This window comes from Arthrospira sp. PCC 8006, assembly GCF_046480465.1.
Classification (GTDB): Bacteria; Cyanobacteriota; Cyanobacteriia; order Cyanobacteriales; family Microcoleaceae; genus Limnospira; species Limnospira platensis.
Map to the genome: position 1 here is coordinate 1 of NZ_PKGG01000073.1, position 22511 is coordinate 22511.

Sequence of the window (22511 nt, forward strand, 5' to 3'; positions counted from 1 at the left end):
AGTTGTCGCATTTTGGTAGTAGGTTCTACTTCACGCCTTCCGTTCCCCGCTTCAATCCTGGTGTTGTGATTCCCAAAACTGGGGGTGGCTATCGCCGTTACCCTAATTTCCTAACTTTTCTTATCCATTTATGGGCTTCCTATAAGGAATTTGTATGAGTTAGTTCGTTTTGACCTTGGGTTCCCTGCCTTGTTTTGTATATTTCTATACCAAACGTTGGGACATATAAACAGTTATGGAGATGGTCAGAGGCAAGCCTCTTGTATTCAACCAAGGGGCTGAAATCTCCACCAGGCAGCTATTTCGGGTATCTCATCCCTATTTCATGCCTGAACGTCTCGCACCCCATTGTCTGTTATACAAGAGTCAGCACCCATTCCCAAAAGGATGACCTCATTAGACAGGCTGAATTTCTACGCAGCGCATACCCAACAGCATAAATGCTTACAGAAGTTGGCAGTGGACTCAATTTTAAATGGCGAAAATTCCTCGCTATATTGGAACGAATATACGAAGGAAATATCGGCACACTTGTCATCGCTCACGCCGATAGGCTTGTCCGTTTCGGATTTCCACTCATTGAATGGTTATGTGCAGAAAGTGGATGTGAATTCGTGGTTCTCAGGAAAAAGAGTCTCTCTCCAGAACAAGAACTCGTTAGCGATATCTTGTCCATCCTCCACTGTTTCTCTGCTCGGATTTACGGACTACGAAAGTACGAAAAACCAGCCCGTAAAGAACTTCAAAAAGAAACCCCGTCATCAGACAAGCAAGATGACTCCGAACAGATTGAGGAAGGTGAGATTGTATCCTTGTGAAGAATTACACGCTGTTTGGAAACGTTGGTTAGCTGCTTATCGGTGGATTTATAACTATACCATTGCCACTTGGAAACATGGCTATCAATGGAGCTGTTTTGACTGCCAAAAGTTAGTCATAAATAGTGACAAACCGGAATGGGTAAAATCTTTACCAGTACATCAATTACAGGAAGCAGTAGCCGATGCTTTCGATGCTTTTAAACAAGCTAATGCGGCTGGGGTTCAAGTCAAATTCAAGTCCTGCAGAGCACCATCTCAAATCATTAAATTCAAGGTGAATAACTTTAGGAATGGAACTTGGTATACCCGTTTAACTAAAGGTTTAACCTTTACTTCACCTCAAGCTATACCTAAGAATTGCCCTTATGGAACACAACTAAAGTATGCCAGGGGTAAATGGTATGGTTGTTTTCCAGAGTATCAAGAGCCGGAAACAACAGAGCAAAAGAGGGTTATAGCTTTAGACCCTGGTGTGCGCTCCTTTTTAGTGGGTTATGATGGTGAATCGATTACTGAGTTTGCTACCAATGATATTGGCAAAATTAATCGCCTTTGTTACCATTTAGACGTTTTAATGAGCCGGATTAGTCAATGTAAAATTAAACGAAAACGATATCAAATGCGTAGAGCTTATCATCGAATGCGGGAGCGGATTCGTAACCTAGTCGATGATTTGCATAAGAAAGTCGCTCATTTCTTAGTTAATCACTATAAACTTATATTTCTTCCTACTTTTAATTCTAGTAAAATGGTTTTCAAGTCTCGTAGAAATCTCAACTCTAAGTCAGTGAGAAACTTGTTAAATTGGAGTCACTACAGATTTGCTAAACATCTCATGCAACAAGCAGAAAGAAAAGGTGTTTTAGTTGTACGCTGTAACGAAAGTTATACCTCTAAAACCTGCCACCATTGTGGTCAAATCCATGACAAACTAGGGGGAAGTAAGGTTTTTAAATGTCCTAATTGCGGCTATACAGCACCCCGTGATTGGGTAGGCGCACGAAACATTATGCTTCGTGCTTTGCAGGCTACTGCCGTTGTCTTCCAAGACAATGCGATACTTTTTCAATCTGTGTAAAGCTTTCATAATTTTTGTACAGGTTTGAACACGTTAAATGTAGCACAGCCATACGAAATTCCCAGTAATGAAAACGATGTATTTCTCGCCCGGTATGAACCCGATGGCAGCCAGGTATGGACAACCCGGTTAGCAAGCAATAGGTCGGAAATAGCCCATGCCCTCACCACCGGCCTTGATGGGTCCATTTATGTAGCTGGCTTTACTAGCGGCGACCTAGGTGGGGAAATAAATAATGGTGGCACGGATGCCTTTATCAGCAACTACGAACCCGATGGGACTCTGACACGGACAAGGCTGTTAGGAACCAGTAATTGGGATGGTGCCAGAGCCCTCACCACTGGCTTTGATGGGTCTATTTATATGGCGGGTGAGACTTGGGGCGACCTGAATGGGGAAATTAATCAGAGTGGTGCTGATGGCTTTATTGCCAAATACGAACCYGATGGGACTCTGGTATGGACRAGRYTGTTGGGAAGCAATGGTTGGGGGGCAGCYMATGCCYTGASCACCGGMMTTGATGGGTYTATTTATGTCGCTGGTCTAACCGAGGGCGACATCAACGAGGAAATTTTTAATCGTAATCGTGGGGGGAATGCCTTAATCAGCAAATACGAACCGGAGGATGGGACTCTGGTATGGACAACACAGTTGGGAACCCCTAATCCTGACGAAGCCAATGCCCTCACCACCGGCCTTGATGGGTCTATTTATATGGCGGGTTGGACTCAAGGCAACCTGGGTGGGGAAATGAATCGTGGTTACTCCGATGGGTTTATCGCCAAATACGAAACTGATGGCGCTTTGGCGTGGACAAGGCTGTTAGCCAGCAATGACTGGGACGGTGCAAATGCCCTCACCACGAGAATTGATGGGTCTATTTATATCGCGGGCTATACTCGAGGCAACCTAAATGGGGAAATCAATAATGGAGCGTCAGATGCGTTTATGAGTCGGGTGATAGTCGATGGGACTGTAGCGGAACCTGTACCGCCGCCGGAATTTATCGACCCATTGTTACCTCTCAACGGTGATTATATTCCCATAGCGGGCGACTTTAAYGGTTCGGGAATCACAGATATTCTCTGGTATGCTCCCGGTCCTGACCCTGATTTTATGTGGTACTTTAATCAAGATGGTAACTATGACGGTTTTCAGTTGACCGTTGATGGTCATTATGCTCCGGTTCCGGCAGATTTAGAAGTCTTCTAAGGGTTCCCGGTTCAGAATATCTCGATATTGTCGCCATGGGGGAAGATACTCGTCCATATAAGCCTGAAAACGGTGATTATGATAACGTTCTAAGAGATGTACTAACTCATGAACTACCACATATTCCAAGCACTCTATGGGGTTTTTGGCGAGTTCTAATTTAGCCAAATGCGGCGCTGAGTGATATTACAACTCCCCCATTTAGTCCGCATTTTCTTAATCCCCCAATTGGTCACATTTTCCCCGATAATGGGTTGCCATTTATTCAGCAATTGTGGTATAGTATCATGGACTTTTTGCCGATACCATTCGGCTAAAACTTGGGCGCGATTTTCCCGATAAGTTCCGGGATTAACGAATAATTGCACTATCCGAGAATTGGGAATTTTAAGTTCATGTTTCCCTCGGCGTTCTATGAATTATAAGCCGTAGCGTTTACCGAAGATATAATGAGTTTCGCCGGATACCATTTATCGCGGGGATTGACTGGGTTGGGCGGCGAATTTAGCCTGGTGTTTTTTAATCCAAGATAGGCGGGAGATAATCGCCAGTCGGATATTATCATCAGTGAAGTGAAGCGGCGCAGCTACCCGCACCCGACCCTCTGGGGGATAGACTCCAATATAGAGATTTTTAATCGATTTCCGAATCACTTGCACGGGAATTTGAGCAATGGTTATCTGGTAATCTGTGGGAGATTTACTGGTAGTCATGTTGCTGTTTAATTAACTCTAAAATGGTGTCAACGGGTAGGTCTACTTTAGCATCAACTAGGACGGCATTAAGGGCATTTTTTACCTCGATTTATTGGAAATGGTTGCCAATCCAGTTGTCTTTTTTGGTGGTGATCACGACCTGATCAATCTTGAGGCATAAGGCTTCATTTTTGCCTAGTGGCGTGACATTGCTAAAATAGGGTATTGAATCAAGGAGAAGGAGGCAAGCCGCATGGGTAGTCGAAGACAAAATCAGGTCAAACTCGACCAAGAACAGCGGCAGCGACTCGAAGCCATCAGCAAGAACGGTTACGCCCCGGCGAAAAAAATTCTGCACGCCAAAGTGCTCTTGATGTCAGATGAGGGAGAAGGAGCTTCCCGCTACTAGACAGATAATGGCATTGCCGAGGCTCTGAATCTCCACCGCAACTCAGTTGGACGTATCCGAAAACGCTTCTTAGAGCATGGAGTTGAACCCGCCTTAAATCGCCAGGTCAGACGCACGCCACCGGTCAGGCCCAAAGTAGACAACCTCAACACTCACAGCATCACCTCTCTCTACAAAACCTTTCCGGCCCCCGAAGCTCACGCTCTCGCTCGCCGTCATGAGATCATTCACACGCCACGAACACGAAACGGCAGTTGGCTCAATGTAGCTGAGACTGAGTTATCGGTGTTGAGCCAACAGTGTTTGAAGCGACGTTTAGAAAGTGCCGAGAAGCTCGAACGCGAAGTAGTGGCGTGGCAGCAAGAGCGTAATGAGAAGCGAGCCCAAGTGAGTTGGCAATTTACGACCGAAGATGCACGAGTGACTCTGCGTCATCTTTACCCAAGGTTTGAGGAGGACGAGACCTCCTCAAACTAATGCACTATTTTAAGCGTGTCATGCCACTACAAGGTTATTTAATTAGATACCTGGTGCGTCAGTTTATCAGTTCTCCGGTTCTTATCGGTGTCGGCTGGTCTGACGCACCCTACAAGGTTATTTAATTAGATACCTGGTGCGTCAGTTTATCAGTTCTCCGGTTCTTATCGGTGTCGGCTGGTCTGACGCACCCTACAAGGTAAGGTTATTTAATYAGAKACCTGGTGCGTCAGTTTATCAGTTCTCCGGTTCTTATCGGTGTCGGCTGGTCTGACGCACCCTACAAGGTAAGGTTATTTAATTAGATACCTGGTGCGTCAGTTTATCAGTTCTCCGGTTCTTATCGGTGTCGGCTGGTCTGACGCACCCTACAAGGTAAGGTTATTTAATYAGATACCTGGTGCGTCAGTTTATCAGTTCTCCGGTTCTTATCGGTGTCGGCTGGTCTGACGCACCCTACTATATATTATTACCAAGGGCTACCAATAAGAGTAAACCCAGCCCAGTAAAAAGGATGAGATAAATCAACCGGATTTTGTCTAGCTAATTCTTGCGGGACCGGAGTAGATATATCACCGCGACGAGTGCTGATGTTAGTCTGACTCAGCAGGTAGCCATTTTCTAAGCGTACCTGACCATTCAACATAGCTAATTGAGACTGTCGCAGAGCTTCTGCTTTAATGGGAGTAGCAGTTAAAGCATTATAGAATGTCGTCATTAATCCCAAAGTTCCCGCATCACTAACATACCATAAACTTGCCATAGCCGACTTCACCCCAGCTTGAACAGCCAGCCCAGCAAATCCCAATTCCGCCTTTTCATCTCCCACAGCCGTAGTACAAGCACTTAATACCAATAATTCTACCGGAGGTTGATTTAGTCGCAACTCTCGCAGTTGATTTAACCATAACTTTTGGTCCCAAAACTGGATATAAGAACGGTCAGCACCTCCAGATACAAATTCTCCATGAGTTGCTAAGTGAATAATTTTATATTCCGCCTGTTCCCTTTGGGATTTCAGATTAGCTATGGTAAATTCTTCATTTAAAAAGGACGTACCTGGCCACATATTACCAACAATCAAATCTAATTCTAGGGGAACTGCTGGTAAAGGATCTAAATTAGAATTAGGAAACTCAGAAGCACCCATAGCCAAAACCCTAGCATTTTGCAGGTTAACATAACTGGTATCCGTGAGGCTGAGGCTAGGAATAAGACTGAGGCTATAGTGTTCTATTAAGAACTGTTCCCCGTCATATAATGCGGCTAGGGGGAGGGTACGCAAACCAGCATCCATTGAAAAAATTAGGATATCAATGCCATTTTTTTCTAACTCATCTTTGATGGGTTGAATTAACCAATTATATAGTTGTTGTCCTGATTCTTTATACTCAGTATCTTGGAAATTTTGGGGGGTGCGAATTTGATGGCTAAATTGTCGCGCTACTTGTAGGACTTCCTCACGATTAACCGCCACGCTTTTAAATACTGGTTCCCCATTGGGTAAAAGTAATCTTAATTCTAATTGTTCGGGTTGTATGGATACATAAATAATCGCGGGTTTGTAGTTGGTGATACGGACAATATCGCTGAGAGTTTGCCGGATACTTTGGTCATCGACGGTATTTTTATTGAGATTATTGCCGAAATAGTTGATAAATTCACGACCTCGGAATAAATCAATTTGCAGCACCGAGGAAACTAGGGGAGAACGAGCAATTTGGTCAGTAGGTACGGTGGTGGGTTCTACCTGAATTACTAGGTCTCCAGTCGGGTCTATGTCTGTGTTGGCTTCGGTGTGGGAATTAATTAGGGGTGAGTCGGAATCATGATTAGAATTACCGGAGATATTCTGATCACTGTTGGAGGCGTTAGAGCTATTGTTGCTTAAATTTTCAGGGAGACTAGAAACAGAAGATGCGGTGGTTTCTACATCAGATAAATCTTGATTGTCAGTGGTAATTTCTGGTTGGTTCACAGGGGTCTGTCTAATTGAGTTTGGCTCAAAATTATTGCCGACAATTGTAGTATCTGCACCAGCGGTTAATTGACCATCAGTAATAGCTCCAGCGGTCCCATTTTGACTAGGATCACCAATAACTAGAGGGGTGGAAAAGGCTGGTAATCTAATGGTTCCGCTACCTGTTGAACCGATAGTAGAGATACTGGCTTCTACACCATTAATGGCTTCAAAGGTATCTGTAACTCGGAAAAATCGAGAGGTGTCAATTACTAGGGAACCTCCCCGCAATTGGGCTTCTGTATTAATTAGGGAGACTTCAATATCATTGTCGCTAGTTAGCCGGACGGAACCCGCATTTCCCTGGGAGGAATTAGTGTTAATAGCACCTAGAAAAATCTGGTCTGCTGCTTGTACTACTATAGACCCTCCTGCTCTGGAACCGGAGGCATTAAGGTTGCCACTTTGCACTCCGCCTTGGTTGCTAGTGATGGTAATATTTGCGCCTGTTCCTGGGTCGGTAGCGGTGCTGATATCACCTGTGGTAATATTTCCCAAGGCGGTGATATTAATGCTACTATTGAGGCTGTCAGGGGATACTACTTGCAGATTTCCGGTGGTAATGGTTCCGCGATCGCTATTTAAACTCATACCACGTCCGGCGGTGATATTTCCGGTTTGGATATCATCCTGACCTATGAGGCTTAAAAAAGTACCATCCCCAAAAATATTGCCATCAACTGTAATTTGTCCCCGCTGACTGCTGAGGTCAATTGTTCGGAAAGCCAGACTATCTAAACTTGCATTAGAACGAATTTCTCCGGTTTGAATATTCCCTTGAGAAAGTACATTAATATTACCTCCCGACTGCAAAGACCCGGTAATAACCTCACCTCTAGCACTATTAATGTCTATATTTAAGCCACTGGTATTAATATCACGAACACGGATATCACTATCAGCTTTTAAGGAGATGGAAGCATCACCAGTTGCGGTAATATTTCCCGCTGCTATAATTTTCCCTAAATCACCAGGAGATTGTAATAAGACGGGACTGGTAAAGGTGATATCTTGGGCGATTTCTATGATACTATTTCCATCAATACTACCAATAATAATCCTTTCAAAACCCGGTGCTAAAGCCTCTATATCTGATAACTGGATATCTAAACCATTGGTATTTTCGTCACTTCCCAGGGTCATAATTTGCCCAGAATTACTAGGTTCTAATCGTAAATAACCGCTACCACGAACCGAATTAGATCCCCCCACTAGATTAATTTCGGAACCTCGCAATAAAATATTGCCTTGGTTAGACCCATTGGGGAGGGTGTGAATCCCCTCTATTTGGACGATATCCGATTGACTAACTACGCGAATATCTCCGCCTTCTGTCATGAGATTTCCGAGAATAATCTCATTTTCCGCCTGTAAGGTTAAGCTAGAATTCCCTACACCTCTAATGGTGGGTAAACTTTCATCACCAGTGGCGATAATTCTACCTTGAGGCGATCGCATCATCACCGGGTCTTGAAACCTGAGATCTCCATCAATATAAATAGTCCCCTGAGAATCGGATCTACCAATAATAATCTCGGAGAAGCCTCTAGTAATTTGTGACAATTCCAAGCTGTTAAAATTCAGAGATAAACCCTCTCCAATTCCCGAAGAGTTAGAAGACCGTCTCGAATTTGCACCCAACCTAATATCTTGGGTTGGTGAAGCCGGTTGTAATAATAGAGACCCATTCCCAGAAACACCACCATTAAGGTTAATAGTATCTCCAGTTAACATAATATTACCCCCTGTAGTATCAGGAGATAATAGACCATCCCAAACCCCGGTAGAGATAGCACCCACAGTAATTTCTATACCAGCATCCAAAGTAATATTACCACCAGATTGTCGTCCGCGCGAGTCGATCGCACCTAAATCAATACTCTCGCTAGTGGTAATCAAAACATCACCACCCTCTCCCCTCACCGAGGAGGTAATAATCCGAGATGGTGTCGTCCCATTATTACTGTCATCCATAATAATCCGACTACCCTGGCTAACAATAGACAAATCACCACCACCCCCAAAGCCAGAAGTATTAACACCCTCCAAAAAAATCTCCCGACTAGCTTCTAGTTGGATATTTCCCCCCACTCCTTCCGCATCAGTAGACCGAGAAGATAGGGAACCCGTGATAATTTGGCGACCACTATTAATAGTAATATTTCCGCCGGACAATCTGCCGTTAGTTTCCAGGTTATTAGTAGTAATTGAACCCTCGCTACTATTGAGAGTAATATCACCGCCTATATTAGAATTGTTAGCCGTAGATATTACCCCGGTATTAATTTGACCAATACCACTAGCAGTTAGATTAACATCTCCGCCACTGGTTCTAATATTCCCGGTAGCAATATTGACACCAAAAATATTGAGATTACCACCCCTAGTTAAGATAGTATCGCCACTGTGCATGAGAAAAGAACCCTGACCATCTCCGTTAGCATCAGCGCGGAAAGTCACAGTTCCGGTGGTAGTTCTCAGGTCTAGTTTTTGATTAGATAACTGGTCGATGCGAATATCATTTCGTGCTTCCAGGGTAATATCAGCATCGGCGGCTAAATTTTCCAAAGTGGTTTGGGAGAGGGTATATTCTGCTGGTCCTTGGTCGGCGGTGACTACACCATCAAAGTCGATATTATTATTGGGAGAGGCTTCGGAGTCTACAATCCTGATATTTAAAGGGTCTAAAAGTAGGGTTCCTAAGTTACCATCTCCGCCGCGCAAATTGACACTACCATCAACGCTGAGAGTTTCGAGACCGGAGATTTCTACAAACCCTCCCAGGTGTTGTCCTTGTGCGGAAATATTGCCGGAAAATTGGGTATGTCCGTCAGACCAAATAATAATCCTGCCGCCGTCTCCGTTAGTGGTGGCGTTGGCTGCTAGGGTAGAATTATCATCAATGAGGGTATAGATAGCATTAGGAACAGTACCCTGTCCTAGGTAATCACCTCCGATTCTAATTGTGCCGCCGTTATCTGGTGCGGAGGCGTTGATATTAGCACCCCAAATTCCGATGCGATCGCCAAAAATGTTAACCTGGGGGGAATGGTTAAAAATAGTGGAGTCGGTGTCAATAGTTCCCGACACAGCCACAACTCCAGGATTAGGAGTAATGGGGGTATTAGAACCAGTTAGTTGTATGCGACCATCAGCTAAAATATTGACTCTGGTGGCATAATTATTATCTCCGCCGGTGAGTAGTTCCGGCAAGGATAGGGGGGTAAGATTAGTTGATAATCCATCAGGGGAGGCGGCTGGACTAACTTCTAAGCTGAGAAGATGTCCGGTTTGGGAAATGCGGAGGATATTTTCACCTTCGACCGCTGCGATGGTAATTTCTCCCCCTGGTGCTACCAGTGACCCGGTATTAATGACAGTTCCCCCCAGTAGGATGATATGTTCTCCCTGGGTAACGGCGAGTTCTCCGGCGTTGACAATACTACCAGGGTTGGTAGCAAAGGCGAAGGCGTTAGGAGTGCCGACTAGGGTAGTATAATCATTATCACCGATCGCATTCATCCAGCGATCGCCAAAACCGATACCATTGGCGGTAGTAGCGGTAAAGGAACCTGGAACATCTAAGCGCGCACCCGCACCGAATAAAATCCCGGCTGGGTTGATTAAAAACAGGTTAGAAGCGCCGCCTGTGACCTGCAAAAGTCCGTTAATGCGGGAAGCATCCCCACCCACCACACGGGTGAGGATGTTTTGGATTTCGGGAGTGGCAATAAAGTTAGCCACAGTGCCGGATTCTACGTTAAAGTGGGTGAAACTGTGGAACAGATTACCCCCATTTCCCGAAAGTTGTCCGCCAGTGATGTTAGTTTGATTTCCCTGTTGATGGGTAACGGTGTTGGTGCTGTTGGGTTCCGGTACAATTGGTTGAGCGATCGCTGTTTTATACCGGATATGTAAAAAGTTTTGTGGTATAATGGGGAGGATGTCCAGAACTATAAAACTGGCACAGGAAACTGGAATCAGCACTGACCGCAGATGGTGTACTGGGTTCATAATCATCTTCTCCCCTTCCCTCACTGGTTACAAGTTTATGATATCTTCTGTTTTCGCACCCTGTTCCATCTTCAGTCGTGGTAGTTGTACTGTCTCATTGACTCACCCATGCGGTTAATTGGCTTAACAGGTGGTATTGGTACGGGTAAAACCACTGTTTCTAACTATTTGGCTGCTACCCATAAACTACCAATATGGGATGCGGACGTTTATTCTAGGTTGGCGGTAGAACCTCACTCACCTGTTCTCAATACTTTGGCGGTTCGCTACGGCTCAGATTTACTCTACTCCGATGGTAGCTTAAATCGAGGCAAGTTGGGGGATATTATTTTTAATAGCTTAACGGAAAGGCAATGGGTGGAAAGCCAAATTCACCCTTTTGTGCGCGATCGCTTTCTGGAAAAACGGCAAGAACTAGAAAAACAGTCTCATTTAGCAGAACCCACGGCGGTTTTAGCGATTCCTCTGCTATTTGAAGCGAATATGACTGATTTGGTCACGGAAATTTGGGTGGTTTACTGTTCACTGTCAACCCAAAAACAGCGACTTATCCAACGACATGGATCTTCCCTAACTCCTACACAAATCCAAGCTAGAATTGATAGCCAAATGCCTTTGAGCGAAAAATGTCAGCGGGCGGATGTTATCATAGACAATTGTGGCAGTCTACAGCACTTGTATCAACAGTGCGATCGAGCCTTAACAGGGGAAAGGGTTTAACTCTGAGTTAACCCCACCCCTGCTTATGGTGTTAGTTCACCGAGTCAGTAGCGGTCGCTAGTTCTGTGGAACCTTTACCGCGTCGGCGAGTTAAGCTATTAAATAGCATAATTCCGATCGCTTTTACCAAATTGCCTTCGAGTTCATTAAACATTTTCATGTTCATTCCGAAAGCATCATTAGCTTCCTCAACAATGCGATCGGCTGTTTCCTGGTCAATCGGCAAATCATTCATGATCTGACGGTAATTGTTCTTAAATTCCTTCTCATCAGGAATTTCGTTAAACTCATAAAATTGAGTTCCTTGACCGTCGGATAAATTCATCGCTGTTTGAGCAATACCTTTCAGGATTTGTCCTCCCGAAAGGTCTCCCAAATAACGGGTGTACAGGTGAGAAATCAACAACACTGGTTCCTGCTCCGAAATCTCTCTAATTCTAGCCACATAAGCCTGAGCAGCTTCGGAGGGCTGAACTTCCTCCCGCCAGTTGCTACCATAGTAGAACAATAAATCCTGCTCAATAGCAGACTTGCGGTTTAATTCGGGAAAATATAGTTTCGAGAGGATGGGGTGATTTTTATGGCGATCCATTTCCTCTTCCATTGCCGTATAGACAAAGTAGAGATTACCGGCTAATTTCCGATAGGAGGTTTTTTCAACTGTCCCTCTTAAAAAGCATTTGATAAAACCCACATTTTCCGCCATAGTGTGGGACTTTTTGGTTCCTTCGCGCAACTGGGTGGCTAGGTTAACACTCATAGTAAATTTATTTGATTTTGTTAGCGAGATTTTACAGCAGGTGTATTATCCTGGGGAAACGGCTAATTATACCGCCCGATTTTCTACCTTAAACCTATTTGCTTACAAATAGTGTTAAGAATTGTCACAGATACTAGACAGGAAAGATTGAAGCTACCAGAAACCCCTGCTTAGAGGAAAATTTGACTGATAGCAATTTTGCCACTGAAACAAACATCTACATCTGTGCCAGGGGTGCGATCGCGTTGACCATAATCTCCGATATATTGGTATTGTTCCCCATTCACCTGATATTTAGTCGGAAGGGGGTCACAGGAGGGGGAACAGAAGACCATTTCCGGGTCTGCTTCTTCTGGCTGTAGATAGGGAAGATTGACATTCCAGAAACTGCGCGGTAAACAAGGTTGATTAAGCAGGTTTTCCAGGACGGCTTGGGTGAGGCGAGTTGCGCGTTTCCAGTCCGCTGGTTTACCGCCTTTTCGATACTGAGAAATAGCAATAGCCGGAATGCCATGTATAGCGGCTTCTCTGACGGCGGCTACAGTCCCAGATATGTAGGTATCAACACCTAAATTACCCCCGGCATTAATACCTGAGAGAACCCAGGACAAATCTGGACATAAATGGCTAATGGCCAGGCGAACACAATCAGCAGGAGTTCCGGCGATCGCATAATGAGTAGGAGAACGGCGTGATATATTAATAGGGGTAGCCGTGGTTACTTGATGACCACAGCCGGAAAGGTGATCGCGGGGAGCGACCCAAAGGCAGGGACGATTTAGGGCCGCCGATAAGGCTTTAATTCCAGGTGCATCAATCCCATCATCATTAGTTAATATAATTGTCATATTTAGGAAGTCAGGTTGCCGTCCCTACATTTTAACCGACCAAGTGCCGATCCGGTTTCCCCGTTTCCCCGTTTCCTGATTAATATTATTATATCAAATGAGATTAAGCGACGTAGGGGATAAAAATTGACCGAGACGCTGCTTTTCTGCTCAGGTCATTTAAGATGGTTGCTATCAGATTATTGACGTTTTTCGCAGTAGTCAAATAATGATTTCGTGCTAATTGAAAACCCAGGGAGCGACAACTGACCGGGAATTCTGATTGAATTAGGATGACGGGAATATCAGCGGTTTTCTGATTTTGCTGTAACCTACGAATAAATCGATCCGTATTGCGATCGCTCAAATTTAAACTACTGATAATTAAATTTGGTTCTATTTCTTTGGCGATTTGCGCCCCCCAACTTCCGCCTTCAGCACAGATAATATTAAACTCTTCTAAGGCGATCGTATCCTCTAAGGTCGAGTTAAACTCCTGGCTTTCTTCCACCCACAAAATATTAAATATCATGATTTTATCCTCTTTAAAAATGTATTCACCAATCAGAGTGCGACACCGATTTAATCATCTAAATCCTCACAATCTTATTGATAGAGGACATCAGGAATAATTAACATTCAGAGGGTGATTAATGAGAAAACCACGATATCACTGCCAATTATCTACCCCACGACCCCAGGATATTAACCAATAGCTTTTACTAACCAGTCCCATACAAGTTAATTCACAGGCGATCAGGCTTTTAGTTCCCCCAGAGTCCGTTGTTTTGACCTCTATCACAACTATCTACTCAATATACACAGCAATTGTGAAGATTATGTGATCAAAAACCCAATTTTTCTATAAATATGTTAGACTCTAGGCATCAGGCCCGTTGTTCAAGATAGCCATGCTATTAGCCGCAGGGGGTGCGGCACTGCCCAAACTCCCCTGCCAGGCTATATTGGTGATGGTGCTAGGTGTTATCGTGATTGTGTATGGGGATCTGAATACAAAACTCTGAACCCATACCCATTTCTGATGTACAGTTTAACTTTCCTTTGTGCAAATCGACGACAATTTGATAGCTAACGGATAGACCCAACCCAGTCCCCTGACCCACAGGCTTGGTGGTGAAGAAGGGGTCAAAAATGCGCGATCGCAACTCTTCAGGTATACCCACTCCATTATCAGCAATGCGAATAAATGCCAGCTTATTTTTATGTAAACCAGTAGTAATTGTCAGTGTAGGTTGCTTAGAATATTCCTGAAATTCCGGGTTTTTTAGGGCATCAATAGCATTATTAAAGATATGCAAAAACACCTGATTTATCTGACCAGCATAGCACTCAATTTTAGGCAAATCACCGTAATTTTTAATCACCATGATTTCCCGCTCTCCTGGTAAGGGTCTGAGGCGACTTTTCAAGACCATCAAAGTGCTATCAATCCCCTGATGAATGTCTATTTCCTTAATTTCCGACTCATTCAATCGGGAAAAACTTTGCAGAGAGTTAACAATTTCCTGAATCCTTCTAGCGCCATTCTGAATAGAATTAATCAACTGAGGAATATCAGTAATTAAAAAATTGAGATCAATCTCTTCGATTAATTCTGTAATGGCTAATGGTGGTTCTGTATAATATTGTCGATAGGATTCAATTAGCAACAGTAAATCTTGGGTATATTCTTCCAGGTGAGACACATTACCAACAATAAATCCCACCGGATTATTAATTTCATGAGCTACCCCCGCCACCATTTGTCCTAAGCCAGACATTTTCTCACTCTGAATTAGTTGGGTTTGGGTGCGTTTGAGTTTAACTAAGGCTTTTTCTAGTTTCTCGGTCTGTTGTTGGAGGTGAATTTCCGCCCGTTTGCGCTCAGTAATATCCATAATCGTCCCAAACAGGCTGACAATTTGGTTATCGTGATTCAAAATGGCTTTAAACTTAACATGAACATAGCTAACTGAGTTGTCATCCCTGAGAATTCGGGCTTCTACCTGACAAGCAGTTCCATTATTGCGAGTTTCTGCGAGGGCTTTCTCAATCAATGGTCTATCTTCGGGGTGATAGCATTGCAGACATTCATCTACGGAAGGCATACCCAAGGTCTGGTCTAAGCCCAAAATCCGAAATACCTCGTCAGACCAAGTAATTTCTCCGGTCTCGAGATCCAATTCCCAATTACCAATATGGGCTAATTCCTGGGCTTCCTGAAGATCGGAGGTGATTTCCCGCAGGTTAGCTTCTGCCTTTTTCCGGGCTGTAATATCAGTTAAAGATGCTACAGCACCCAAAATATTACCCAGACCATCTTTGATAGCACTAGCGCGCAGTAACACCTGAAAGACACGGTTATTTTTAGCCCGGTGTTCGACTTCACCCACCCAGTTTTTACCTTGGCTAATTTCGGCAAAAATTTGAGCGGGAATTTGCGGGTCAGTATAAGCCCCAGATATCCCCCCAAATACTTGGTTAAATTCTTCTGGGGTTTCACACCCAAACATCTCGGAAAAGGCGGGATTTTGATAAAAGTGATTCCACTGTGCATCAGCCATAGCGATCGCATCACTAGAACTTTCCACAGCCTGTTTATAAAGCATTAAGGTAGCTTCAGCCTGTTTGCGATCGGTAACATCACGGCAAATACACACCACCCCAGCCACACTTTTAGTTAGAGACATCTCCTGAATGAAGAAACTACCATCTTGGCGACGACTGCGGAGTTCTCCTTGCCATTCATTTTCGGCCGCAAATACGGGAGAGACTTCTCGCTGGATATATTCTATCTCATCCTCATCATATAATTCCTGCCAAGTTTTGCCTAAAATATCTTCAGTTTTGCTGTAGCCGAACATTTCTAAATAGGCACGGTTAACATAGGTAAATACTCCCTGGGAAGTTTGCAAGGCGATACCGTCGGTGCCCGCTTCAATGGCGGCGAGTCGTTGTTTGAGTAGTTCCTCTTGTTGCAGGCGATCGCCAATATCATCTAATATTCCCAAAAGCCCGACTATATTTCCCTGGTGATTATAAAGGGGAATTTTGGTAGTTTCGACCAGAATTTCTGCCCCAGTCACTAGATGGCGAGTTCCTCTGAGCTTTATCTGAGGCGATTTTGAGGACATCACTTGGCGATCTAATTCCTGATACAATTTAGCCTCTTGAGGAGTCCAGGGTAAATCATGATCAGTTTTACCGACAATTTCCCTGGGGTGTTGTAATCCGGCTTTCTCCGCAAATTGACGGTTACATCCCAAATAAACAGAGTCACAGTCTTTCCAAAAAATCGCTTGGGGAACATAATCAATTACCATCTGTAACAGATGGTTACAATCTATAGAATTGGACTGATTGGTAATTTTATGCTGATCTAATTGTTGCCTGAGACTTTCATTTTCTTGTTGCAGTTGCACTACATGACGACGTAATTCGGCAAGTTCGTACAGATGGTTGGTCGGTTCAGTTTCTGAACAATCACAAGCGTGATTAGATAAGCTATCGTTAGCGGTCAAATATACACCTGATATAGACCTATTTTCATTGTCGGACATTGGATTTTCCTTTGATTTCATCGGCGACCTAAATTCGCACCCACCCTCTATCGCATCTGGTCTTGAGGAAATTATAGCTTGAGTCCTGAAAAAATATAGCTGTTCTGAGATTCAACTAAAATATTTTTTGGTCAAGCATCCCCTAGGGGGGAATCCTCAATTTACCCGCAGTTATATCCGCGAATTTGAAGGAAAACCTGATTTTAACTGCACAACATTTAGCTTTATATCTACCCTAGGAGGTAGGTAATTTAACAACTGCTTCTAGCTTTGTTGAGTATCAAAAGGGGTAAGCTAGGCTGGCGTGGGGTTTGCACGCCGGCGGTTCGTAATGCTTCTGCTATCCATGTATTGCAATGTCTGAGGAGGGAATAAACACCTTTGGCTTCATAAAAACTGTCTCTGATACCATAACCATAGCCGATTCTGATGGGCTTTCCGGCGGAGTCAAGTCTAAAGGAATTTTGCAGAAAATCGACTAATTTTAAGTAATTATCCTCACTGATATTAAGGGGTTGTAAATCTTGTGCTACTGGGAGGGTCTGATATACTTGAACTCGCAACACTGATGGAGTAGGTAGAAATAATGCTTTGAGGGCGGTTGTTAATTGCAAATCGGCGAAGGTGGGAGATTCTAGGTAAACTTGGCGATCGCCCCAACCCAGGGCTAGATATCGATAATTCCCAGCGGTTTGTTTACCGATTTCTGATAATTCCATAAACTGATGCCAGTCAAATACTGAGGTTTCCACTGGCACGAAGATATCAGTATGCAATATATTCCCGGTTATATGAATGGTTATATCACAGTTTTTTTGAGTAGGCAAAATCCAGAAGTAAGGCAGGAATAATGGCAGGATTACAACTATCACAAATGCCAGGATAGTGAGGATTTTATATTTAGCTTTTCCGGGGAGTTTTAGCTTAGATATATTCACTATGAAGGGCTTGATTTTGGGGGGAGTTGATTAATGCTTGAGGGGGCGCGAAAAAGGGGCGTGAGTAAATCACACCCCATAATTGTACTGTCCTAAACTGGAATTGAGGTCAAGCTATTTGATAGCAACCACTTCTGATTCTGTGGGTTGTTCGGCTTCGATCGCAGTATTTTCGGTAATGATGTCATCATTAAGATCCAGGGAACCGCCAGGGGCTTCTGGGTGTTGGGTAGAAATAGCCATCCGGCGATAGGCATAAGCCCCACCAGCGGCACCAGCGGCAGCCAACCCAGTGACACCAGCAATGGCAGCGATCGCCTTATAGTCGGATTTAAAAAGGTTCATATTATGCCAGAAAGAGGTCAACTTGGTAGTTGCAGCCCCTTCAGTAGCTTGACTTTTGCTGCTAAACACACAAGCGGTAGCCGCAGTAGTAGCCAAGGAAATGGTGGCGATCGCCATAGCAGATGCTAGTACAGAAAGTCGCTTCATGTTTAATGAGTGTGATAAGAGTGGTCTACAAAACATTAGCTAGATATGTTAGCAGCTAATTTTGATTTTGGGTGGTATCAAATTTGGCAAAATCAGAAAAAATCAGTAATTTTGCCTTGTTGAACCATGAGAATTTGGCTTTGCTGCAACCACTGATGGTCAAAAGCACCTAAATGGGTAGTAGTAATCAGAGTTTGAAATCGCTCAGAGATGGCTTGTAGAAGCTGATTTTGGCGATGGGGGTCAAGTTCTGCCAATACATCGTCCAACAGAAGTAAGGGGGGTTCACCGATGACGGACTCAATTAGTTGCAATTCCGCCAACTTGAGGGCTAAAACTAAAGTCCGCTGCTGACCGGATGATCCATATTGACGGGCGGGAGTTTGGTTAATGGTAAAAATGACATCATCACGGTGGGGACCCACTAGAGTCAACCCTTGAGAACGTTCGGCGATCGCCCGGGTGCTAATTTTTGTCAAAAATGCCTGTTGTACCTGTTCAGGAGGCCACCGAGACCACCTCTGTTGTGGTTTACAAGGGGGTTCAATGTTAGGCTGATAGGTGATATTGAGGGTTTCGCTACTGCCGCTAATACTTTGATGCCACATCCGCGCTAAAGGTTCGAGCCTTTCAATAACGCGATCGCGGCGACGCAGTACCCGCGCCCCAGTGACTGCTAATTGAGCATCCCAAACCGCCAATTCTTCGGGGGTAGTTCCTCCCATGGGTCCCCGTTTTAACAAAGCATTACGTTGTCGCAACACCTGGTTATATTGATCTAACATATAGGCATAAACTGGTTCTAGTTGAATCAGAAGCCGATCAAGCCAGTGGCGGCGTTCAGCGGGACTACCGCGCACAAGATCCAAATCCAGACTAGAAAACTGGACAACATTAAGGATACTGAGAAAATCAAGATGACGTTTGACCGATTGACCATTGATAGCAACTGTTCGGCGACCTTGACTCCTCAAAGTCAAAGCGAGGTCAAGTGTGCTACTATCACGCTCAAGGGTAGCAGTAATTTGGGCGATAGCATGATTGTCCAAAACCAGATCGCGATCGCGATTAACCCGATGACTTTTGAGGGTAGACAGCAATTCGACGGCTTCGAGTAGATTGGATTTGCCTTGAGCGTTGTTGCCCACTAAAATAGTTTTGGGAGCATCAAACGCCACGTCTTGAGCTTCGTAGTTGCGAAACTGTCGGAGATGTAGCGTTTTCAGGTACATAGAGTCAGGAGAAAAAAAGATCCGGTGCTTAATTGTCTCATCTAACCAGATGAATTCTTTCTGCTACCACATCAGGGACGATCTTCACTATGTTATCTTAGGGCTAAACTTGAGCAAACGTGCTATATCTAATCCATAATCCCGATACATCGAGTCAGGTAACTTATGAGTTAATGCGCGGTGTCAATACCATCGGGCGTAGCCGGGATAATAGTATCTGTATTACAGATATGAGTCTGTCCCGACAACACGCCGTGATTGAGGTTCAGAACAACCGGGTGACTGTTAGCGATCGCAACAGCAGTAATCATGTCTTTGTCAATGAAGCCATGATCCAAAATTGTGAACTGAAAAATGGAGACCTACTGCGCTTGGGGAGGGTGGTTTTAAAATTCGTCACCTCCGGTATCGCCACCTCGAAAAAGTCGCCCCACATGGAGCGATCGCCTACTGCTGTAGTCACTCAGTTTTCTCCTCGTTCAGAAATGATTGGGATGCAGGATTTATTGGAACCCGAAGAACAAGATCGTCACTCGGTTCTGAATCTTCGCTCCTCCGATACCCATTTACGAGCCGTAGATAAACTCAAAATCTTATTAGATGTTAGTAAACAATTATCATCCCCAGAACCCACAAATAAACTACTTGATAAAATCCTAGATTTACTGTTTAAAATTATGGGGATTGATCGCGCAGCAATTTTATTAGTAAATAACATAACTAAAGAAATAGAAGAAAAAGCAGTTCGTTATCGTTCTCAAGTGTTAGAGGATGAATATTTTTATAGTAAAAGTATTACTAATACAGTCCTAGAAACTGGGAACGCCATCTTAACTTCAGATGCCCATGTAGACGAGCGTTTTCAGGATTCTGAGTCAATTCTTTACCAAGCTATTCATGCTTCCGTGTGCGTTCCTCTGAAACCCAGAGATAAAGTAATTGGGGTTTTGTATGTAGATAATCTATCCATGTCTGATGTTTATTCTAATGAAGATGTGGAGTTTTTAAGCACTTTAGCCAATCAAGCTGCCATTGCGATCGACAACGCCGAACTGCGCCAAAAAATGCAGGAAGAAGCGGTAATGCGTAACAAACTAGAGCAATTTTTTGCTCCGGCGGTGAGTCGCAAACTACGGGAAGAAGGCAAACTAGAAATTATCGAAGCTGAAGTTACCGCCTTATTTTCTGATATTACTCGCTTTACGCAAATGTCTTCTCGCCTGGAACCTCGCCAAGTTATCTCTATGTTGAATGAATACTTTAAAGTGATGGTGGAGGATATTGTGTTCCCCTATCAAGGAACCTTAGAAAAATATATCGGTGATGCTTTAGTAGCTGTGTGGGGGGCTCCCTACGCCCGCAAAGATGATGTCGAAAGAGCAGTTAAAGCCGCCATTGATATGCAATGGGCTGTCCGTCGCATGAACGATCGCTGGACTAAGGATTATGCGGAACCTTTGCAAATTCACATAGGCTTAAATACTGGAATTGTAGCAGCCGGAAATATTGGTTCAGACCGATTAATTCAATACGCCCATATTGGTGATACTATGAACGTCGCCAGCCGTATTTGTAGTGCTGCCCAAGCTGGAGAAATTATGATTTCTGAAAGTACATTTAAGCAACTGAGCGACCATAGTTTCCCCCTGGAAAAAATGCCCCATATTCGAGTGAAAGGTAAGGATCAAGCCCTCCAGCTTTACCGTCTTCATTGGGAAGAAGTTCATACCATTTCCCTATAATCTGGCGACTATTACCCGTTGATATGACCGGGGACGAACTCACAAAGCGCCTATATCCCCCCTATTAGGGCGATCGCTTTGAGTGGGTGGGTGGTAATCGTGGGTTAGGGCGGGTGCAGCTAGTGGGCTGGTTTTTCTCATGGTATATCTAGCACCCGCCCCTACTGGCGGTGGGAATCGTGGGTTAGGGCGATCGCTTTGAGTGGGTGGGTGGTAATCGTGGGTTAGGGCGGGTGCAGCTAGTGGGCTGGTTTTTCTCATGGCATATCTAGCACCCGCCCCTACTGGCGGTGGGAATCGTGGGTTAGGGCGATCGCTTTGAGTGGGCTGGTTTTTCTAAGGGCATATCTAGCACCCGCCCCTACATGGGCGATACTACTGGTTAGGTTAGGTTAGGTTAGGGCGATCGCTTTKAGTGGGTTGGTTTCTCTAAGGGCATATCTAGCACCCGCCCCTACATGGGCGATACTACTGGTTAGGTTAGGTTAGGGCGATCGCTTTGAGTGGGTTGGTTTCTCTAAGGGCATATCTAGCACCCGCCCCTACACAGCCGCCCCGACTCTATATTTCTGTCGCCTCCCCTGGGTGAACTACCCCACCCTGCCGCCCTAGAGGATGGGGCTTCCTGATTCAACGGGAACTGCATCTAACAAAACTGATGTTTTGCCAGGTTGTCTTACACTCCCTCCACAGGCAGTATCGCTGGTTCCCAACGACAATACTTGTACTGAGCATAGTCGAAGTATCCGCAAGGCTTCATTTCTGATATTTTGTGCCGCGTTGACATCTCGATCATGGAAAGTCCCACAATGTTGACATTGCCATTGACGAATATCTAACGACAAACTATCTACTCGATTGAGGCAAACGTGGCAGGTTTTAGAGGATGCAAAGAAACGGTCAACCTCAATATAGGTTTTTCCTTCCCACTCCGCTTTATATTTAAGCATTGTGGTAAACATTCCCCAGCCTACATCACTAATCGCCTTGGCTAGTTTGGGGTTTCGTACCATCCCTTTTATGTTCAGATTCTCTACAGCAATAACTTGGTTTTCGTTGACTATCTTGCGGGATAGTTTGTGTAGAAAGTCCTCACGGCAACGGGCAGTCTTGCCATGAACCTTAGCTACTTTTTGTTGGGCTTTAGTTCTATTCTGACTACCCTTTTGCTTACGGGATAGTTTTTGTTGTTTACGTTTAAGATTACGGTGATGTTTGGCGAAATGACGGGGATTATCATACTTTAACCCATCACTGGTAATGGCGAAATGAGTCAATCCAACATCAATGCCAACTGCTTTACCTTCGGTAGACTGACTCGGAGTTTCTTTCCCATCATCCACCAATACCGAAGCATAGTATTGTCCATCAGAATTTTGGGAGACCGTCACAGTTTTGATTGTCCCTTCAAATTCTCGATGACGATGGCAGTAGACTAGCCCAATCTTCCCAGGTAGTTTGATATAGTCTCCCTCAAACTTAACGTTGGCGGGATAACTTAATGACTGCCGACC

At 44.4% G+C, this 22511-nt stretch carries 16 protein-coding genes and 2 pseudogenes; 6 read left to right on the forward strand and 12 right to left on the reverse strand.

The features are described from left to right. The first annotated feature begins 440 nt into the window (after positions 1 to 440). The 3 genes from B9T16_RS12755 to B9T16_RS12765 are packed head-to-tail and all read left to right on the forward strand — an operon-like array spanning position 441 to position 3111. Entirely contained in the window at positions 441 to 818 is a 378-nt protein-coding gene (locus B9T16_RS12755) for an IS607 family transposase (protein WP_070105228.1), read from the forward strand. Next, positions 799 to 1899: an RNA-guided endonuclease InsQ/TnpB family protein gene (locus B9T16_RS12760; protein WP_410244939.1), complete on the forward strand. Its 1101-nt coding sequence runs from the start codon at positions 799 to 801 to the stop codon at positions 1897 to 1899. Before B9T16_RS12755 ends, B9T16_RS12760 begins: the two co-directional genes overlap by 20 nt. A gap of 24 nt (positions 1900 to 1923) precedes the next feature. Further along, the gene (locus tag B9T16_RS12765) at positions 1924 to 3111 is read left to right on the forward strand and encodes an SBBP repeat-containing protein (RefSeq protein WP_410244935.1); all 1188 of its coding nucleotides are present in this window, start codon (positions 1924 to 1926) and stop codon (positions 3109 to 3111) included. Here B9T16_RS12765 and B9T16_RS12770 read toward each other — a convergent pair. Together B9T16_RS12770 and B9T16_RS12775 are read right to left on the reverse strand one after the other, a co-directional pair. Then, positions 3097 to 3824 (reverse strand): annotated as a pseudogene (locus B9T16_RS12770) (M48 family metallopeptidase). The gene B9T16_RS12765 and the pseudogene B9T16_RS12770 overlap by 15 nt on opposite strands. A 91-nt stretch (positions 3825 to 3915) precedes the next feature. Continuing rightward, positions 3916 to 4164: a hypothetical protein gene (locus B9T16_RS12775; RefSeq protein WP_410244940.1), complete on the reverse strand. Its 249-nt coding sequence runs from the start codon at positions 4162 to 4164 to the stop codon at positions 3916 to 3918. Here B9T16_RS12775 and B9T16_RS12780 point away from each other — a divergent pair. Then, positions 4060 to 4692: pseudogene (locus B9T16_RS12780) on the forward strand (hypothetical protein). The gene B9T16_RS12775 and the pseudogene B9T16_RS12780 overlap by 105 nt on opposite strands. Before the next feature lie 469 nt (positions 4693 to 5161). Here B9T16_RS12780 and B9T16_RS12785 read toward each other — a convergent pair. After that, on the reverse strand, positions 5162 to 10726 hold the full coding sequence (locus B9T16_RS12785; RefSeq protein WP_410244936.1) for a CHAT domain-containing protein: 5565 nt from the start codon (positions 10724 to 10726) through the stop codon (positions 5162 to 5164). Between the two features lie 108 nt (positions 10727 to 10834). On the opposite strand from B9T16_RS12785, the gene coaE reads away from it, so the two are divergent. Beyond that, positions 10835 to 11446 (forward strand): dephospho-CoA kinase, encoded by a 612-nt coding sequence (gene coaE, locus B9T16_RS12790; protein WP_006617686.1) that lies wholly within the window; start codon positions 10835 to 10837, stop codon positions 11444 to 11446. A 31-nt stretch (positions 11447 to 11477) separates the two neighbouring features. On the opposite strand, the gene B9T16_RS12795 is transcribed toward coaE, so the two are convergent. The 7 genes from B9T16_RS12795 to recF form a co-directional block, all read right to left on the reverse strand. Then, positions 11478 to 12206, reverse strand: coding sequence for a heme oxygenase (biliverdin-producing) (locus B9T16_RS12795; protein WP_006617685.1), 729 nt, complete (start codon positions 12204 to 12206; stop codon positions 11478 to 11480). A gap of 170 nt (positions 12207 to 12376) precedes the next feature. Next, positions 12377 to 13054 (reverse strand): 5'/3'-nucleotidase SurE, encoded by a 678-nt coding sequence (gene surE, locus B9T16_RS12800; RefSeq protein ID WP_006617684.1) that lies wholly within the window; start codon positions 13052 to 13054, stop codon positions 12377 to 12379. 103 nt (positions 13055 to 13157) lie between these two features. Further along, positions 13158 to 13565 carry a two-component system response regulator gene (locus tag B9T16_RS12805; protein WP_006617683.1) on the reverse strand — a complete coding sequence of 136 codons (408 nt, stop codon included), beginning with the start codon at positions 13563 to 13565 and terminating at the stop codon, positions 13158 to 13160. A gap of 445 nt (positions 13566 to 14010) precedes the next feature. Beyond that, positions 14011 to 16593: a PAS domain S-box protein gene (locus B9T16_RS12810; protein WP_006617682.1), complete on the reverse strand. Its 2583-nt coding sequence runs from the start codon at positions 16591 to 16593 to the stop codon at positions 14011 to 14013. Between the two features lie 251 nt (positions 16594 to 16844). After that, positions 16845 to 17531 carry a TIGR02117 family protein gene (locus B9T16_RS12815; RefSeq protein ID WP_235181515.1) on the reverse strand — a complete coding sequence of 229 codons (687 nt, stop codon included), beginning with the start codon at positions 17529 to 17531 and terminating at the stop codon, positions 16845 to 16847. Positions 17532 to 17645: 114 nt separating this feature from the next. Beyond that, positions 17646 to 18023, reverse strand: coding sequence for a hypothetical protein (locus B9T16_RS12820; protein ID WP_035737893.1), 378 nt, complete (start codon positions 18021 to 18023; stop codon positions 17646 to 17648). A 92-nt stretch (positions 18024 to 18115) separates the two neighbouring features. After that, a complete protein-coding gene (recF, locus tag B9T16_RS12825) occupies positions 18116 to 19255 on the reverse strand; it encodes a DNA replication/repair protein RecF (protein ID WP_006617679.1) in 1140 nt (379 codons plus the stop codon). Between the two features lie 119 nt (positions 19256 to 19374). Here recF and B9T16_RS12830 point away from each other — a divergent pair, with 119 nt between their 5' ends. Next, complete coding sequence (locus B9T16_RS12830) at positions 19375 to 20997, forward strand: adenylate/guanylate cyclase domain-containing protein (protein ID WP_410244937.1); 1623 nt, start codon at positions 19375 to 19377, stop codon at positions 20995 to 20997. Between the two features lie 39 nt (positions 20998 to 21036). Here the strand turns inward: B9T16_RS12830 and B9T16_RS12835 are convergent, their stop codons facing one another. Both B9T16_RS12835 and B9T16_RS12840 read right to left on the reverse strand, forming a co-directional pair. After that, on the reverse strand, positions 21037 to 21258 hold the full coding sequence (locus tag B9T16_RS12835; protein ID WP_014277393.1) for a hypothetical protein: 222 nt from the start codon (positions 21256 to 21258) through the stop codon (positions 21037 to 21039). A gap of 347 nt (positions 21259 to 21605) precedes the next feature. Beyond that, a partial coding sequence (locus B9T16_RS12840; RefSeq protein WP_410244938.1) for an RNA-guided endonuclease InsQ/TnpB family protein occupies positions 21606 to 22511 on the reverse strand: 906 nt, incomplete at its 5' end.